Origin of the sequence: Paracoccus sp. (in: a-proteobacteria) (genome assembly GCF_030538495.1) — a bacterium.
Lineage (GTDB): Bacteria > Pseudomonadota > Alphaproteobacteria > Rhodobacterales > Rhodobacteraceae > Paracoccus.
In genome coordinates this window covers 118214-135332 of the sequence record NZ_JAUNTW010000008.1, presented here as the reverse complement: position 1 = coordinate 135332, position 17119 = coordinate 118214, and the positions used below count along the sequence as shown (strand labels likewise).

Genomic DNA, 17119 nt, shown 5'->3' with positions numbered 1-17119 from the left:
ACCATGACCATTTATGCGCCCCCGATCCAAGACATGCAGTTTGCGCTGCATCATGTGCTGAAACTGTCGGAAACCGCTTTGCCGGGTCACGATGAACTGGATGCCAGCTTTACCCAGGCGGTTCTGGACGCGGCGGGCAAACTGTCCGCCGATGTGCTGGTCCCCCTGAACGCGGTTGGAGACCGGCAGGGCTGCGTTCTGGAAAACGGCGTTGTGCGCACCCCGGACGGATTCGGCGCGGCGTTTCAGGCGGTCAAAGATGGCGGCTGGACCGCGCTTGATTGCGACCCCGATTATGGCGGTCAGGGCATGCCTTATGTGATGGGCGTGGCCACGGGCGAGATGTTTGTGTCCGCGAATATGGCGTTCAACATGTATCAGGGCCTGACGCATGGCGCCTATTCCGCGATCCACACGCATGGCACCGACGACCAGAAGGCCACCTATCTGCCGAAAATGGTCAGCTGCGACTGGACCGGCACGATGAACCTGACCGAACCGCATTGCGGCACCGATCTGGGTCTGTTGCGCACGCGCGCTGAACCGCAGGACGATGGCAGCTATCGTATTACGGGGCAAAAGATTTTCATCTCGGCCGGTGATCATGACCTTTCGGAAAACGTGATCCATCTGGTTCTGGCCAAAGCCCCCGGAGGCGGCCCCGGCACGCGCGGCATCAGCCTGTTCATCGTGCCGAAATTGCTGATCAATGATGATGGCAGTCTGGGCGACCGGAACGGCGTCAGTGTCGGCGCGCTTGAACATAAAATGGGCATCCACGGCAACGCCACCTGTGTGATGAACTTTGACGACGCGCAGGGCTGGCTCTTGGGCGATCTGCACAAAGGGATGCGCGCCATGTTCACCATGATGAACGAAGCGCGTCTGGGCGTCGGCCTGCAAGGTTACGCCGTGGCGGTTGCCGCCTATCAGAACGCGGTCGCCTATGCCCGCGACCGTTTGCAGGGGCGCGCGGTGACGGGCGCAGAAAACCCGGACGGCCCCGCCGATCCGCTGATCGTGCATCCCGATATTCGCCGCAGCCTGATGGATCAGAAATCCTTCCTTGAGGGCGCGCGGATGCTGACCTTGTGGGGCGCGCATCTGATCGACCGCAGCAGCATGGCCAATGACGCGGATGCCGAAGGGATGATCTCGCTTCTGACCCCGGTGATCAAAGGGTTCCTGACCGACAAAGGCTTTGACACCACCGTGCTGGCGCAGCAGGTCTATGGCGGGCATGGCTATATCGAAGAACACGGCATGTCGCAATTCGTCCGCGACGCCCGTATCACCATGATCTACGAAGGCGCGAATGGCGTGCAGGCCTTGGATCTGGTCGGGCGCAAGCTGGCGCAGGACGGCGGCAAACACATCATGGCGTTTTTCCAGATGATCCGTGATTTCTGCAAAGAACACGGCGACGGCCCGCTGGCCGCTGATTTCATCGCACCGCTGAAAGCCGCGTCGAAAGACCTGCAAGCGGCGGCGATGTTCTTTATGGAACGCGGCATGACGAACCCCAATGACGCATTGGCCGGGTCATATGATTTTATGCATCTGTTCGGCCATACGGCATTGGGCCTGATGTGGGCGCGCATGGCCGTTGCGGCACAGGCGGCACTGGACGCAGGCACGGATGACGTGGATTTCATGCGCACCAAACTGACCACAGGGCGTTATTACATGGCGCGGCAATTGCCGATGACCGCCACCCATCTGGCCCGCATCCAGTCAGGCGCGGATCCGGTCATGGCCTTGGACGCCGACCAATTCTGAAACGCGGCACCCGCCCGCAGGTGAGGGATATGAGTATTTGGACACAGAAGAAACATCCCGTCGCGCCCACTGGTCACGGTCGGGCGGAACGGCGGGCTTCTTCTGTGCAAAAATACTCAATATCCTGCGCTGTTAACCGGACATTTACATCTTTGTTGCACTCTGCCCGCTGGGGCGGATGCCTGCCACATCAACCGGGCCACCCGGAGGAGGAATCATGACCGAAGCCTTTATCTATGACGCCGTTCGCACGCCGCGCGGCAAGGGCCGCCCCGATGGCGCCCTGCACGAGGTGACCTCGGTCGCGCTGTCGTCGCGTCTGGTCGATGCGATGCTGGACCGCAACGGTCTGACCGGCAGCGGGGTCGAGGATCTGATCTGGGGCAATGTCACCCAAATCGGCGAACAGGGTGGCTGTCTGGCGCGCACGGTTGCGCTTGCGTCGAAACTGGACCCGTCCACGCCGGGCCTGTCGATCAACCGCTTCTGCGCCTCGGGGATGGAGGCTGTCAATCTGGCCGCCAACCAACTGCGTGCGGGGGCGGGCAGCGCCTATATCGCGGGCGGCGTCGAAATGATGAGCCGCGTTCCCATGGGCAGCGACGGCGCCGCGGTTGCCGTGGACCCCACCGTGACCTTTCCGACCTATTTCGTCCCCCAAGGCATTGCCGCCGATCTGATCGCGACAACTTATGGCTTTTCCCGCAACGATGCGGACGCCTTGGCCACCGAAAGCCAGCGGCGCGCGGCGCAGGCCTGGCAGGAAAACCGCTTTGGCCAGTCGGTCATCCCGGTGCGCGATCAGAACGGCCTGACCATTCTGGAACGCGACGAATATATGCGCCCCGCAACGACGCAGGATGATCTGTCGAAGCTGCGCGCCAGCTTTGCCGATATGGGGCAGGTCATGCCCGGATTTGACAAAGTAGCAATGCTGAAATTCCCGCATCTGGCGGAAATTAACCACATCCACCACGCGGGCAACAGCTCGGGCATCGTGGACGGGGCGGCGGCGATGCTGATTGGCAATGCCGAATTTGGCCGCGCGCATGATCTGAAACCCCGCGCCCGCATCCGCGCCACCGCGAAAATCGGCAGCGACCCCACCATGATGCTGACCGGCCCGGTTAATGTGACCGAGAAAATCCTGCGCGAATCCGGCATGACCATCAGCGACATCGACCTGTTCGAGGTGAACGAAGCCTTCGCATCCGTTGTTTTGCGGTTCCAGCAGGCGTTTGACGTGTCGCCCGACATCGTCAACGTCAATGGCGGTGCGATTGCCATGGGTCACCCGCTGGGCGCGTCGGGCGCCATCATCATCGGCACCTTGCTGGATGAATTGGAACGTCAGGGCAAATCGACCGGCCTTGCCACCCTGTGCATCGCGTCCGGCATGGGCGCGGCGACCATCATCGAACGCGTATAAGGAACACCGACATGACCGATTTCACCATGAAAACCGGCGACGATGGCGTGGCCATTATTACCTGGGACGTTCCGGGCAAGTCGATGAATGTGCTGTCGCTGCAAGGCGTGGCGACGTTGAACATGCTGATCGACGACGCGATCGCGGATCCGGCGGTCAAGGGCATTGTGATCACATCCGGCAAGCCCGATTTTGCCGGTGGGATGGACCTGAATGTGATTGCACAACTGAAAGAAAGCGGGGCCGAATCGGTCTATAACGGCATCATGACCCTGCATGCCGTGCTGCGCAAAATCGAACGCGCCGGGATGGATCCGAAAACGCTGAAAGGTGGTAAACCGATTGCCACCGCCCTGCCCGGCACCGCGCTTGGCATCGGTCTGGAACTGCCTCTGGCGACGCATCGCATCTTTGCCGCCGATAATCCGCGCGCGAAAATCGGGCTGCCGGAAATCATGGTCGGCATTTTCCCCGGCGCGGGCGGCACCACGCGGCTGACCCGGAAAATGGGCGTCATGGCCGCCGCCCCCCTGCTGCTGGAAGGCAAACTGAACGCCCCGCACAAGGCCAAAGCCGCCGGCGTCGTGGATGAGGTTGTGGCCGATCCCGTCGCCGCCGCGCGCGACTGGGTGCTGAATGCGACCGACGCCGATCTGGTGAAACCGTGGGATGCGCGCGGCTACAAAATGCCCGGCGGCACGCCCTATCATCCGGCGGGGTTTATGACCTTTGTCGGGGCCTCGGCCATGGTGCATGGCAAAACCATGGGGGTCTATCCCGCCGCGCGCGCGCTGCTGTCGGCCGTTTACGAAGGCGCGCAGGTGCCCTTTGACACCGCCCTGCGGATCGAGGCCCGCTGGTTCACCAATGTGCTGATGAACCCGTCATCCACCGCCATGATCCGCAGCCTGTTCATCAACAAAGAGGCATTGGAAAAAGGCGCAAACCGCCCCGAGGCCCCCGATCAAAAGGTGCGCAAGGTCGGCGTTATTGGCGCGGGGATGATGGGCGCGGGCATCGCCTATGTCTCGGCCATGGCGGGGATCGACGTTGTGCTGATCGACGCCGCGCAGGATTCGGCGGATCGGGGCAAGGCGTATTCGGCGGGCCTTCTGGACAAAGCCATCAGCCGCAAAAAAGCGACCGAGGATAAGAAAGAACAGGTGCTGGCCCGCATCCACGCCACGACCGATTATGCCGCGCTTGACGGCTGCGATCTGGTGATTGAAGCCGTGTTCGAAGACCCCGCGATCAAGGCCCAGGTTACCCAACAGGCCGAAGCCGTGATCCCGCCGGATGCGATTTTCGCGACCAACACATCCACCCTGCCGATCAGCGATCTGGCACAGGCATCGGCGCGGCCCGATCAGTTTATCGGCATCCACTTCTTTAGCCCCGTTGATAAGATGCTGCTGGTGGAAATCATCCGCGGCAAACAAACCGGCGACCGCGCCGTGGCCAAGGCATTGGATTTCGTGCGCCAAATCCGCAAAACGCCGATCGTGGTGAATGACGCGCGGTTCTTTTACGCCAATCGCTGCATCATCCCCTATATCAACGAAGGCATCCGCATGGTCGGCGAAGGCGTGAACCCCACGCTGATCGAAAACGCGGCGAAAATGATGGGGATGCCGCTGGGTCCGCTGCAGTTGGTTGACGAAACGTCGATTGATCTGGGCGTGAAAATCGCGCGCGCCACGCGGGCCGCCATGGGCGACGCCTATCCCGATGGCGCGGTTGATGACGTGATCTTCAAACTGGCCGATCTGGGGCGCATGGGCCGCAAGGCTGGCGCGGGCTTTTACGATTACGACGATGCGGGCAAACGCGGCGGGCTGTGGCCGGGGCTGGCTGATCATTGGCCGCAGGGCGAACAGCCCGACCTGACCACGGTTCAGCACCGCCTGATGTTCGCCCAAACGATCGAGGCCGTGCGCGCCCTGCAAGACGGCGTTCTGACCGACATTCGCGAAGGCGATGTCGGCGCGATTCTGGGCTGGGGCTTTGCGCCGTGGTCGGGCGGGCCGTTCAGCTGGCTGGACATGATGGGCGCCGCCCGCGCGGTTGACATCGCCGACGGGCTGGCCGCGCACTATGGCGACCGCTTTGCCGCGCCGGACCTGCTGCGTGACATGGCCGAAAAAGGCGAAGACTTCTATCAGCGCTTTGCCCAAAAGGCAGCCTAGGCCGCTTCTTCTGTGCGCAAATACTCTGGGGGTTCGGGGGCTAGCCCCCGATCCTTTTGCGCGAGTGGAACGATTTCATGTTTGACCGGTTGCAGGGCGGTGAACTTTGCCTATGCTGCGCCTGAACCGTCCCGCCGCATATGTCCGACGAAAGGACCACCGATGACCCAAGACACCCGCCGCCGCGCCGAAGCCGCCTTGAAAGACATCGAAGAAGTGACCGCCGTTGTGCTGGCCGAACCGCAGGCGCAGCCCGTCGCGCTGTCTCAGGCGGACACCGCGACCGCCGCTGAAATCCGCAAACGCATGGACGAAATCGACCTGCGCGACACGGGTTCCATCGTCCGGTTCGGCACCCGCGCGCAGGCCAGCCTGCAAGAAATCAGCCAACAAATGCTGGCCGATGTGAAATCCAAGGATGTTGGCCCGGCGGGCGATAGCCTGCGTCAGGTCGTCACCACCATTCGCGGTTTTTCCACATCCGAACTGGACATGCGCCGCACCCGGTCGTGGTGGGAAAAGCTGCTGGGCCGGTCCGCGCCCTTTGCCAAATTCGTGGCGAATTATGAACAGGTGCAAACCCAGATTGACCGCATCACCACCGATCTGGAAACGCATGAACAAACCCTGTTAAAAGATATCAAATCGCTGGATGTGCTGTATGATCGCACGCTGGCCTTTTATGACGAACTGGCGCTGTATATCGCTGCGGGCGAAGAAAAACTGCGCGAACTGGACAGCACCACCATTCCGGCGAAAGAGGCCGAGGTTGCCGCCAAAGCCCCCGAAGATCAGGTGATGGAGGCGCAGGAACTGCGCGATCTGCGCACCCTGCGCGATGATCTGGAACGCCGCGTGCATGACCTGAAACTGACCCGTCAGGTGACGATGCAGTCGCTGCCCTCGATCCGGTTGGTGCAGGAAAACGACAAATCGCTGGTCACGAAAATCAACAGCACCTTGGTGAATACGGTGCCGCTGTGGGAAACGCAGCTGGCGCAGGCCGTCACCATTCAGCGCAGCGCCGATGCCGCCCGCGCCGTGCGCGAGGCCAGCGATTTGACCAATGAATTGCTGACGAAAAACGCCGAAAATCTGCGTCAGGCCAATGCGCAAATCCGCACCGAAACCGAACGCGGCGTGTTTGACATTCAGGCCGTGCAGGCCGCCAATGCCGAACTGATCGCCACGATCGAGGATAGCCTGCGCATCGCCGACGAAGGTAAGGCCCGCCGCGCCGCCGCCGAAACCGAACTGACCCGGATGGAGGGTGACCTGCGCGACGCCTTGTCATCCGCATCGGCCCGTCATCAGACGGCGGCCATCACGGAACAGCGCGGCGCGTAATGTCGGGGGCGCGGCTGATACGGGTGGCTGTGGCGTTGATATTGGTGGCAACCGCCGCCTGTCAGCGCCCCGACCCCGTGGCCACGCCCGCGCCGACATCCCCCCGTCCGGTCGCGCGCCCTGATGTGGCGCCCACCCTGCCGACGCAGGCCGATCTTCGCGCGGCCCGCGCCGAACGCAACCGCGCCGCAAATCGCGCCGCCATACGCGCCGCCGCGACCACCAGCACCGCCAGCATATCGCAACGTGATTTCTATGCCCGCATGGAAACCCGTTTGCGTGCAGATGGCCGTTTGCGCCGCGATCGCGCGCCCGCCGACGCGCCCTTTACCGCCGATGATCTGGCCCGCAATTTCATCCGCATCGCCCTGTTTGATGAATACAGCCGCGACGGCGACCGGCTGATCGCGCAGGCGCGCCCGGCCCCCTTGCGCCGTTGGGCCGATCCTGTGCGCATCCGGTTGGAATTCGGCCCATCCAGCGACGCCGCCGAACGCAGCGCATGGCGGGCGCAGATTGGCGCCTTTGCCGCGCGGCTGTCGCGCGTGACCGGGCATCCGGTGTCGATGACCGCCGATGCGGGCAATTTCAACGTCTTAATCCTGACCGATGACGAACGCCGCGCCATCGGCCCGCGTCTGGCCGACCTGATCCCCGGTATTCCGGCGCAGGATGTGGCGATGCTGGCCGATCTGCCGCCCGATATTTCGTGCAGCGTGTTCGCCTATTCCCGGGGGGCGCAGGCGACCTATTCCTATGCTGTGGCGCTGATCCGGGCGGAATTACCGCCGCTCTTGCGCACATCCTGCATCCACGAAGAACTGGCGCAGGGGATGGGGCTGGCCAATGACAGCCCCGCCGCGCGCCCGTCCATTTTCAACGATGACGAAGAATTCGCTCTGCTGACCCGGCATGACGAATTTCTGTTGAAAATCCTGTATGACCCCCGCCTGCGCCCCGGCATGTCCGAGGCCGAAGCCGCCCCCATCGTCCGCAAAATCGCCCGCGAATTGCTGGGTGACGCAGCGTAACAGACGCGCGCCTTGATTTAGCATATGATGCTTGCCATCCTGCCCGCAGGCAACAAAAGGACGCCCGAGATGAGCAAACGCGACGACTTGATCCAAAAATACGCCGACGACCTGCGCGACAAGCTGAACCACGATCCCGATATGGACCTGCTGACCAAGGTGACGATTGGCTGCGGCCCGTCGATCTATAACGCCGACAGCTCGACCATTGCGGCCAGCGATCCCAGCGAAGTGGAACGCGTGCGCACCAATTTCCTGATCAAAAAGCTTGGCCTGCCCGACACGCCCGAACTGGACGCCGCACTGGACAAGGTGTTGGACGATTACGGGTCATCCAACCGCAACAAACATCGCGCCGTTGTGTATTATATGCTGACCCGTCATTTCGGGAAGCAGGACGTTTACGCCTAAACCGCGCTTGAACCCCGTGCGCCGCGCCCCCATACATAGGGCAAACAGACAGCACGGGGTTCCACCATGTCCATTCTGAATATCCTTGGCGGCGAATTTATCGAGGTGATTGAATGGACCTCGGACAGCCGCGACACGATGGTGTATCGGTTTGAAACCGTCGGTCGCGCGATCAAATACGGTGCGAAATTAACCGTCCGCGAAGGTCAGGCCGCCGTGTTCGTTCACGAAGGACAGCTGGCCGATGTGTTCGGCCCCGGCCTGTATCTGTTGGAAACCAACAACATGCCGATCCTGACCCGGTTGCAGCACTGGGATCACGGCTTCCGCAGCCCGTTCAAATCGGAAATCTATTTCGTTAACAAAACCCGGTTCAACAACCTGAAATGGGGGACGCGCAACCCGATCATCGCGCGCGATCCCGAATTTGGGCCGGTGCGGCTGCGGGCTTTTGGCACCTATTCCATGCGGATCACGGACCCGGCGCGCTTTATGTCGGAAATCGTCGGGACCGAGGGCGAGTTTACCCGTGACGAAATCGCCTATCAGATCCGCAATGTGATCGTGCAGGAATTTTCCCGCGCAATTGCCGCGTCCAACATTCCGGTGCTGGACATGGCCGCGAATACCGACCAGTTGGGCAAATTGGTGGCCAAGGCGATTGCGCCGGTCATCGAAACCTATGGCCTGACGCTGCCGGAATTTTACATCGAAAACATCAGCTTACCCACTGAGGTGGAACAGATGCTGGATAAGCGCACCTCGATGGGGATTATCGGTGATCTGGACCGTTTCGGCCAATACGCCGCCAGCGAAGCGATGCTGAACGCCGCGCAAAATCAGGGCGGTGCGGGGGCGGGCTTTGGTGCCGCCATGGGCGCGGCTATGGGGATGGGCGCGCGTCCCGGCCCGTGGGGTGCGGCCCCGGCACCCGCGCCCGCAGCGCCGCCGCCCCTGCCGGGTAAGGCGGTCGAAACCGTCTGGCATGTCGCGATTGACGGCGCGGCGCAGGGACCGTTCGGGCGGGGCCATCTGGGCCGCATGGTCGCCGATGGCGGCTTTACCCGCGACACGCTGGTCTGGACGCCGGGCCAGGACGGCTGGCAACGGGCCGAAGATGTGGCCGAACTGGCGCAGTTGTTCACCATGTTGCCGCCGCCGCTGCCGCGCTGATGCCGACGCGGCCCGCCGAATATCGTTACCCCTGCGCGCAATGCGGGGCCAGCCTGCGGTTCCAGCCGGGGCAGCAACGGCTGGTCTGCGATTACTGCGGCCATGCGCAGGACATCGGCGCGGGCGCATCCCGCGCGCCGGGGCGTCAGGATGACGGGCAGGACGACACCGGCCATGCCCTGCAATGGGATGCCGGGCATAAGGCGCCTGAACTGGTTGAAATCCCTCTGGAAAAGGGTTTGCGGCTGGACGCGGGCAGCGATCTGGCGGAAACGGTGCGCGAAACCGCCTGCCCCAATTGCGGCGCGCGGGTGGAATCATCGTCGGCCAGCCATTCAACCGCCTGCCCGTTCTGCGCGACCCCGGTTGTGACCGACACGGGCGCCACGCGGCGGATCAAGCCGCAGGGGGTGCTGCCCTTTGTTCTGACCGAACCGCAGGCGCGCGAGGCGATGAAGAACTGGCTGGGCGGCCTGTGGTTTGCGCCGAACGGACTGGCGGCCTATGCCCGTAAGGATCGGAGAATGAACGGGATTTATTCGCCGTTCTGGACCTTTGACGCCAATACGCACAGCGTTTACAGCGGGCAGCGGGGCGATGCCTATTATGAAACCGTGTATGTCACGCAGACGGTGAACGGCCAGACGCGCCGGGTGCCGCAGCAGGTGCGCCGCATCCGCTGGCGGCGGGTGTCGGGGCAGGTCGCGCGCGATTTCAACGATGTGCTGATCCTTGCGTCAACCGCTCTGCCCCGCCAGTTTACCGATGCGTTAACGCCGTGGGACCTGTCGGCGCTGCGCCCCTATGACCCGGCCTATCTGCCCGGTTTCGGGGCCGAAGGGTATACCGTCCCCCTCGCCGCCGGTCACGATTCGGCGCGGGCCGAGATGGCGCAGGTCATTTACGGCGACGCCCGGCGCGATATTGGCGGCGATGAACAGCGCGTTGAACAGGTCAGCACCACCTATTCGGCGGAAACCTTCAAACACATCCTGTTGCCGATCTGGACCGCCGCCTATCGTTACAATGGCAAAAGCTATCGCTTTGTTGTCAATGGTCAATCCGGGCAGGTCATGGGCGAACGTCCCTATTCCGTGTGGAAAATCGCCGCCGCCATCATCGCCGCCCTGCTGGTCGCCGCTGTGGTGTTTTTCGTCATGCAGGACGGCGGCTATGTCGTCCGCGGGTATTAAGGCGGGCCGGGAGGGACGGCCCGCCCACCGGCATTAATGGGCCATCATTTCGCGGACAATTTCATCCGCTGACAGCGCCGCCGGATAGTAAGTCGGCCAATTTGTCAGTTCCTCTAACAGCTTGGCCCGGTCGTCGCCCCAATACAAGTGATAATGATCAGACGTTTCCGGGGCGATGCGGTGATCGCTGAACTGGATATAGCCCGGCGCGGCGTCATCGCCCGCAGCTTTGGCGAACACAAACCGCACGCCGCGATTGCCACGGGAATAGGTCAGTATTTCATACCCATCGGCGACGTAATCCCCGCTGACCGCGCCTTCGGGACCGTAAAAAGTCACCGTCGCGCCGTCGATGGTGATGCGATCCACGCCGGTCTTATACCCGATGTCGTAATAGGCGCGGTATTCCTCGGCGGTTTTGCTGCCATGTTCGGCCTTATGCACCATGACCGGATCCAGCGTGCCGGCTGTCAACAGCGGGTAAACCGACTGCCATTCCCCGGCCCAATCCGACAGATCGCGGGGCTGGATTTGCGCATCGTCAAAGTAACCTTTGTAAACCGATTTTTCATCGTGATGCGCGTGGCTGTGGCTGTGGCCCGCCTTGGTGCTGTGCGCCATGGCGGGCGCGGTCAGGGCGATCATGGCAACCGCAAGGCTGCTGATCGATAAACGAAAGAGGTTCATGGTGGCGATCCTTATATAGGTCGTATTGGTATATTATCACATTACATCGTATGCAAGCCCCCTCTGGTGCGCGCCCCTGTCTGACGCTACCAATGCGAAAAATGGGGGCCGATATGATCCTGTGCGCAGGCGAATCGTTAATTGATATGGTGCCGCAGGATGGCGGTTTTCGTCCTCTGGCGGGCGGCGCGGTGTATAATACGGCTGTGGCTTTGGGGCGATTGGGGGCCAATGCGGGCTATCTGTGGCCGATCAGCACCGACCCCTTTGGCGCGATGATCCGGCAACCGCTGGCCGATGCAGGGGTGAACACCGACCTCTGCCCGGTGACGGATCGGTTAACCACTTTGGCCATCGTGACCCTGACCGGGACCGAGGCGCGTTATTCATTCTATGACGCCGAATCGGCGGGGCGGATGCTGCGCCCCGATGACATCGCCCCCCTGCCCGACACGGTGGCCGCGCTGTTCGCGGGCGGCATCAGTCTGGTGCCGGACCCCTGCGGTGCCACCATCGAAACGCTGATCGCGCAAAATCACGCGCGCATGGCCGTGATGATCGACCCCAATATCCGCCCGTTTTTCATAACAGAACCAGAACCTTACCGCGCGCGCCTGTCGCACCTGCTGCCGATGGCGGATATTGTCAAACTGTCCGCCGATGATCTGGAGTGGCTCTATCCCGACCTGTCGCCCGACGCCGCGGCGCAGCGTGTGCTGCAAACCGGGCCGCGCATCGTGCTGCAAACCGGGGGCGAATCGGGCGCGCGCGCGATCTGGGCCGGGGACGTGGTGAACGTGCCAGCGGTGCGCACCACCGTTGCCGACACCATCGGCGCGGGCGATACGTTCAACGCGGGCGTGCTGGCCAGCCTGTCGCGGCAGGGCGTGTTAACCAAATCCGGGCTGGCATCCGTGACGCCCGCGCAGCTGCGCACCGCCCTGACCATGGGGGCGCAGGCCGCCGCGGTCACCGTATCCCGCCCCGGCGCGAACCCGCCTTGGGCGCATGAAATGCCCTAACGCCGGTCGGGCGCGCGCAACAGCATAATCAGCGCGCCAACCCCAACCAACAGCCCCGCCGTTAACCCCGCACGCAGCCAGCGGGGCGCGGTGTCGTCCAGGGCAAATTGCCACCACAGCTTGCCGGAAAAGGCCATGCTTTCCCCGGCGAAAAACAACACGCAGCCAAAGCCCGACACCGCCGCCAGCAACAGCGCAACCCAACCCGGCGTGAACGGCGCATGGGTCAGCACCGCGTCACGGTCAAACCCATGCCGAAACGGCAGCAACACCCCAATCGCCACCGTCAGCGCCGCCGCGCGTTCCCATTCCGGTTGACCGGTTAACGCCACGCCAACACCCGCCGCCATGGCCGCCACGGCCAGCCAGAACGCCCCACGCGACCGCGCCAGAACGCCCAGCGACAGCACGATCAGACCCGTTCCCAAAGCACTCGACATCAACGCCGACCCATCGACAAATGCCAATGGAAACAACGCCTCGGCCGCGTCATCGGTGGCGGGGGACAGGCGCAGAATGGCCGACAACGTCATCCACAGCCCCGACCCAAAGATCATCACCGCCAGCACCACCGGAGTTAACGCCGTCACCGCCCGCAGCGCCGGTTCGATAACGCCCACCAGATGCCCCAGCCGCGACGGCAGCATCGGACGGCCCAACATCCGCCACCCTTCGTAGGCCGACAACAGCAACAGCGCCGCCCCAAACGGCACCAGATAATAGACCATCCGAAACAACAGCAGCGCCGCCGCGACCTGACCCACCGGCGTGCCTGTGGGCATGGCGGCCATAATCACCACCTCGAACACGCCGATGCCGCCGGGAACATGGCTGATCACCCCCGCCATCATCGCCGCCGCAAACACCGCCAGAAAGGTGAAAAAACCGCAATCCGTCACCGGCAGGAACAAATACAGCACCAAAGCCGCCGACACGACATCGCCCAGACTGATCGCGACCTGCGCCCCCAAAACCGGCAGCGACGGCGCGCGCAGCGCAAACCGCCGCCACCGCAGCGCCCGCCCCGACCGCGACGCCCAGACCAGCGGCCCCATAATCGCCACAATCGCCGCGACCGCCGCAATCCGCACGACACCCGCCGAAAACGGCAGCATCGCGGCCAGTGCCGTGGGATGCGCGGCTAATGCGCCCAGCCCGATCACCGTCGCCGCCATGCCATAAGACACCGCCGTAAAGGTCGAAATCGCGGCAATATCCAACCCGGTCAGCCCCAGCCCGGAATACACGCGCCACCGGACCGCTCCACCCGAAATCGCGGTTAACCCGATCGTGTTCCCAAAGGCATAGGCCATCAGCCCGCCCGTCATCACCACCGGCAACGGCAGCGGCTTGCCGATATAACGCAGCGCCGACCAATCATAACCGGCCAGACACAGATAGCCGCACAGCGTCGCCATCAGCGCCAAGCCCATCACCGGCCACGGCGTCGCCCGGATTTGCGCGGCCACCTGCGCCAGATCCACCGGCGCCAGCAGGCGATACATCGCCCACAGCCCCAGTACAAACAGCGCCCCCGCCACCAGATAGGGCAGCGCGCGGATCATCGCAGATCAGCCCTGACGACGAAACGTGACATAATGCGGCGGACGGCCTTCGCGCAGCGCCTTCTGTTCGTAGCGGGTGCTGATCCAATCATCCCAAGCCTGCGGCGTTTCCGACACCAGATCAAACCCGGCAGGCGGCACCTGCTCCAACGTCTGACGCACATAATCGGGAATATCGGTCGCCACGCGGAACACTCCGCCCGGTCGCATCACCCGCGCCAAAGGCAACAGATGTTCCGGCGTCACGAAACGGCGGCGGTGATGGCGGGCCTTGGGCCACGGATCGGGATACATCAGAAACGCCCGATCAATGCAGGCATCCGGCAACACATCCATCAAATCCCGCGCATCGCCGGGATGCACGCTGACATTTTCCACACCCGCCGCACGGATTTTCCCCAACAGCATCGCGACCCCGTTAATAAACGGCTCGCACCCGATAATGCCAATATCGGGATAGGTCTTGGCCATGTGAACCATATGCTCACCGCCGCCAAAGCCCACCTCTAACCAAATCGGCCGGTCATCGCCAAAAATCGCCGTCGGATCAATCACGCGGCGTTCGGGGTTGTCCTGCACGGTGATGCCACGCGGACGCAATTCGCCCAAGTCCTCGGACAGATAGCCCTTCTGGCTGTGGCGCAACGTCTTCCCATGCCGCCGCCCGTAAAAATTACGGCGCGGCGGGTTGGGATCAAATTCGGTTATCGGTTCATCAGTCATAGCGGCCCAGTGACGCAAGGCGGGCCTATCGTCAAGCCCGCCTTATCTTCTGTGCAAAAATATCCTCAAGGGGGTGAATTGGCCAACGGCCAAGAGGGGGGCTGAAAGGCCCCCTGCCCCCCGATCAGTCCGCAGCCAGACGGCTGATAATTACCGTCACCTCGGGCTTTTTGCCGATTTCTTCCATGGCAACCTGACGGGTGATCTTGCGGATCGCCTCGTCCATTTTGCTGTCGTCGTTGACGGTGCGGCGGTCCGCGCCTTCCAGGAAATCCGCCAGTTCGCCTTCGATCTGGCGGGCCAGATCATCGCCGCCGCGGGTGCGTTCGGACAGGCCCATCAGTTCAACCCAGGCATCGGGCAGAACATTGTCGTCTTCATCCACGATCACGCTGACCATGGCGTGACCGTTCAGCGCCATGCGAATCCGGTCGCGGACAATGCCGTCCATGGCCCCGATCAGCACATTGCCGTCCAGATACAGCTTGCCGCTTTCGACCTGATCAACCACGCGCGGGGTGTCGCCGGTCAGATCCAGCATGGTGCCATTGGTGGCGATTTCGGACGCCATCCCCTTGGACCGCGCCAACAGAACATGTTCGCGCAGATGCAGATGTTCGCCATGCTGCGGGATCACGATTTTCGGTTTCAGCAGTTCGTGCATCGCCTCGATGTCCGGGCGGTTGGCGTGACCCGAGACATGGAACAGCCCGTCATCGGCATCGTAAACGTCAACGCCCAATTCCGACAGCGCGTTCATGATCCGCCCGACCGGCTTTTCATTGCCGGGGATGGTTTTCGAACTGAACAGATAGCTGTCGCCCTCTTTCAAGGACAGGCCCAGATAGCGGCCGCGGGACAATTGCGCACTGGCGGCGCGGCGTTCGCCCTGACTGCCGGTGGCGATCAGCATGACCTGATGACGCGGCAGGCTGGCGGCCTCATCCGGGCCGATGGTGCTGGGGAAATCCTGCAACACGCCGGTTTCCAAGGCGACCGAAACCATCCGCCGCATCGCGCGACCCAACAGGCAAATCTTGCGCCCCGAGGCCACGGCGGCATCAGCCAGCGTTTTCAGACGCGCGACATTCGACGCAAAGGTGGTCGCAACGATCATGTTTTTCTGCGCCATCACCCATTCCAGAATCGGGTTGGCCAGCATGGATTCCGACCGCCCCGGATGGGTGGAAAAGATGTTGGTGCTGTCGCAGGTCATCACCTTGATGCCGCGCCCTTCGGCGGCAATGTCGCGCCACAGGATCGGGTCAAACGCCTCGCCAACGACGGGGGCGCTGTCCAGTTTGAAATCGCCCGAATGGACGATCCGACCGGCGGGCGTGTCGATAATCAGCGCCGCGCTTTCCGGGATCGAATGGCTGATCGGCACGAATTGCACGTTGAACGGGCCGGCCTGCGTCACCTCGGGGCGGGGGCCGGTGATGTTCACGGCGTTTGCCGGATGGCCCTGTTCCTCCAGCTTCAGGCGGATCAGCGCGCCGGTGAATTGGCGGGCATAGATCGGAACATCCAGCCGCCCCCACAGATGCCCAAGGGCGCCGATATGGTCTTCGTGGGCGTGGGTGATAAAAATCGCCTCCAGCCGGTCGCGGTTTTGTTCCAGCCATGTGATGTCCGGCATGATCAGATCAATGCCGGGGCTGCTGTCCATATCGCCAAAGCTGACGCCCAGATCGACCAGAATCAGCCGTTCTTTCCCCGGCACGCCATAGCCATAGACATAGGCGTTCATGCCGATTTCGCCCGCGCCGCCCAGCGGCAGATAGATCAGGCGCTCAGCCATTGCCCATCTCCTTGTTGTAATCATGTATCAATCGCAGACCGTGAACGGTCAGGTCGTCTTCGATGGCGTCGAACAGATCAAACCCCTGATCAAACAACGGGGCAAGCCCCCCGGTTGCAATGATTTTCATTGGTTTGTCGCGTTCGGCGCAAATGCGGCGGGTGATCCCTTCGATCAACCCGATATAGCCCCAGTAAATCCCTGACTGGATGCAGGCAATCGTGTTGGTGCCGATCACGCGGTCGGGCATGGTCACATCGACATGCGGCAAGGCGGCTGCGGCGCTGTGCAACGCCTCAAGCGACAGGTTCACGCCGGGCGCAATCACGCCGCCAACATAGGCCCCATTCGCGCCCACCACGTCAAAATTCGTCGCGGTGCCGAAATCCACCACCACGCTGTCGGCGCCGTGCCGGTCAAAGGCGGCAACCGCATTGGCCAGACGGTCGGGACCAACCTTCGTCCCCGGATCGACCTGCGGCGGCGCGGGCAGCAAACATTCGGGTTTGCCCACGACCAGCGGGCGAATGTCGAAATACCGGTTGCACAGCACACGCAGGTTAAACACCACGCGCGGGGCGGTCGCGCTGATAATGCAGGCGTCGATATTCAGGTCGAATTTACGCACCGAAATCAGCGTGGACAGCCAGACGAAATATTCATCCGCCGTCCGCCGGTGATCCGTGCTGATCCGCCAATGCGACAGAAATTGCGTGCCGTCCCAGATGGAAAAGACCGTATTCGTGTTGCCGGTGTCGATGCACAGTAACAT

At 62.5% G+C, this 17119-nt stretch carries 14 protein-coding genes; 9 read left to right on the top strand and 5 right to left on the bottom strand.

Annotated features, from left to right (window positions below):
* Positions 1-3: 3 nt before the first annotated feature.
* The 8 genes from Q4G20_RS09620 (at position 4) to Q4G20_RS09585 (ending at position 10549) form a co-directional block, all read left to right on the top strand.
* Entirely contained in the window at positions 4-1779 is a 1776-nt protein-coding gene (locus Q4G20_RS09620) for an acyl-CoA dehydrogenase C-terminal domain-containing protein (RefSeq protein ID WP_303343221.1), read from the top strand.
* 217 nt (positions 1780-1996) lie between these two features.
* Positions 1997-3208, top strand: a complete 1212-nt coding sequence (locus Q4G20_RS09615) for an acetyl-CoA C-acetyltransferase (protein ID WP_303343220.1) — start codon at positions 1997-1999, stop codon at positions 3206-3208.
* 11 nt (positions 3209-3219) lie between these two features.
* Positions 3220-5394 carry a 3-hydroxyacyl-CoA dehydrogenase NAD-binding domain-containing protein gene (locus Q4G20_RS09610; RefSeq protein WP_303343219.1) on the top strand — a complete coding sequence of 725 codons (2175 nt, stop codon included), beginning with the start codon at positions 3220-3222 and terminating at the stop codon, positions 5392-5394.
* Between the two features lie 162 nt (positions 5395-5556).
* Positions 5557-6741 carry a toxic anion resistance protein gene (locus Q4G20_RS09605; protein WP_303343218.1) on the top strand — a complete coding sequence of 395 codons (1185 nt, stop codon included), beginning with the start codon at positions 5557-5559 and terminating at the stop codon, positions 6739-6741.
* 29 nt (positions 6742-6770) lie between these two features.
* Positions 6771-7772, top strand: a complete 1002-nt coding sequence (locus Q4G20_RS09600) for a DUF2927 domain-containing protein (protein ID WP_303343217.1) — start codon at positions 6771-6773, stop codon at positions 7770-7772.
* A gap of 69 nt (positions 7773-7841) precedes the next feature.
* The gene (locus Q4G20_RS09595; protein WP_303343216.1) at positions 7842-8183 is read left to right on the top strand and encodes a DUF2853 family protein; all 342 of its coding nucleotides are present in this window, start codon (positions 7842-7844) and stop codon (positions 8181-8183) included.
* 66 nt (positions 8184-8249) lie between these two features.
* A complete protein-coding gene (locus tag Q4G20_RS09590; RefSeq protein ID WP_303343215.1) occupies positions 8250-9356 on the top strand; it encodes an SPFH domain-containing protein in 1107 nt (368 codons plus the stop codon).
* Positions 9356-10549 carry a zinc ribbon domain-containing protein gene (locus tag Q4G20_RS09585; RefSeq protein ID WP_303343214.1) on the top strand — a complete coding sequence of 398 codons (1194 nt, stop codon included), beginning with the start codon at positions 9356-9358 and terminating at the stop codon, positions 10547-10549. Before Q4G20_RS09590 ends, Q4G20_RS09585 begins: the two co-directional genes overlap by 1 nt.
* A gap of 33 nt (positions 10550-10582) precedes the next feature.
* On the opposite strand, the gene Q4G20_RS09580 is transcribed toward Q4G20_RS09585, so the two are convergent.
* Positions 10583-11236 carry a metal-binding protein ZinT gene (locus tag Q4G20_RS09580; protein WP_303343213.1) on the bottom strand — a complete coding sequence of 218 codons (654 nt, stop codon included), beginning with the start codon at positions 11234-11236 and terminating at the stop codon, positions 10583-10585.
* A gap of 113 nt (positions 11237-11349) precedes the next feature.
* On the opposite strand from Q4G20_RS09580, the gene Q4G20_RS09575 reads away from it, so the two are divergent.
* Positions 11350-12258, top strand: coding sequence for a carbohydrate kinase (locus tag Q4G20_RS09575; protein ID WP_303343212.1), 909 nt, complete (start codon positions 11350-11352; stop codon positions 12256-12258).
* Here Q4G20_RS09575 and Q4G20_RS09570 read toward each other — a convergent pair.
* The 4 genes from Q4G20_RS09570 to Q4G20_RS09555 form a co-directional block, all read right to left on the bottom strand.
* Positions 12255-13823 carry a lysylphosphatidylglycerol synthase domain-containing protein gene (locus Q4G20_RS09570; RefSeq protein ID WP_303343211.1) on the bottom strand — a complete coding sequence of 523 codons (1569 nt, stop codon included), beginning with the start codon at positions 13821-13823 and terminating at the stop codon, positions 12255-12257. The two genes, Q4G20_RS09575 and Q4G20_RS09570, sit on opposite strands and share 4 nt — an antisense overlap.
* 6 nt (positions 13824-13829) lie before the next feature.
* Positions 13830-14546 (bottom strand): tRNA (guanosine(46)-N7)-methyltransferase TrmB, encoded by a 717-nt coding sequence (gene trmB, locus Q4G20_RS09565; protein WP_303343210.1) that lies wholly within the window; start codon positions 14544-14546, stop codon positions 13830-13832.
* A 124-nt stretch (positions 14547-14670) separates the two neighbouring features.
* On the bottom strand, positions 14671-16347 hold the full coding sequence (locus Q4G20_RS09560) for a ribonuclease J (protein ID WP_303343209.1): 1677 nt from the start codon (positions 16345-16347) through the stop codon (positions 14671-14673).
* Positions 16340-17119: a type III pantothenate kinase gene (locus Q4G20_RS09555; RefSeq protein ID WP_303343208.1), complete on the bottom strand. Its 780-nt coding sequence runs from the start codon at positions 17117-17119 to the stop codon at positions 16340-16342. Before Q4G20_RS09555 ends, Q4G20_RS09560 begins: the two co-directional genes overlap by 8 nt.

Bases quoted from the DNA above. Each gene is read 5' to 3' on its own strand.
- Q4G20_RS09620 (WP_303343221.1), top strand. From the start codon at position 4: ATGACCATTTATGCGCCCCCGATCCAAGACATGCAGTTTGCGCTGCAT.
- Q4G20_RS09615 (WP_303343220.1), top strand. From the start codon at position 1,997: ATGACCGAAGCCTTTATCTATGACGCCGTTCGCACGCCGCGCGGCAAG.
- Q4G20_RS09610 (WP_303343219.1), top strand. From the start codon at position 3,220: ATGACCGATTTCACCATGAAAACCGGCGACGATGGCGTGGCCATTATT.
- Q4G20_RS09605 (WP_303343218.1), top strand. From the start codon at position 5,557: ATGACCCAAGACACCCGCCGCCGCGCCGAAGCCGCCTTGAAAGACATC.
- Q4G20_RS09595 (WP_303343216.1), top strand. From the start codon at position 7,842: ATGAGCAAACGCGACGACTTGATCCAAAAATACGCCGACGACCTGCGC.
- Q4G20_RS09590 (WP_303343215.1), top strand. From the start codon at position 8,250: ATGTCCATTCTGAATATCCTTGGCGGCGAATTTATCGAGGTGATTGAA.
- Q4G20_RS09585 (WP_303343214.1), top strand. From the start codon at position 9,356: ATGCCGACGCGGCCCGCCGAATATCGTTACCCCTGCGCGCAATGCGGG.
- Q4G20_RS09580 (WP_303343213.1), bottom strand. From the start codon at position 11,236: ATGAACCTCTTTCGTTTATCGATCAGCAGCCTTGCGGTTGCCATGATC.
- Q4G20_RS09575 (WP_303343212.1), top strand. From the start codon at position 11,350: ATGATCCTGTGCGCAGGCGAATCGTTAATTGATATGGTGCCGCAGGAT.
- Q4G20_RS09570 (WP_303343211.1), bottom strand. From the start codon at position 13,823: ATGATCCGCGCGCTGCCCTATCTGGTGGCGGGGGCGCTGTTTGTACTG.
- trmB (WP_303343210.1), bottom strand. From the start codon at position 14,546: ATGACTGATGAACCGATAACCGAATTTGATCCCAACCCGCCGCGCCGT.
- Q4G20_RS09560 (WP_303343209.1), bottom strand. From the start codon at position 16,347: ATGGCTGAGCGCCTGATCTATCTGCCGCTGGGCGGCGCGGGCGAAATC.
- Q4G20_RS09555 (WP_303343208.1), bottom strand. From the start codon at position 17,119: ATGTTACTGTGCATCGACACCGGCAACACGAATACGGTCTTTTCCATC.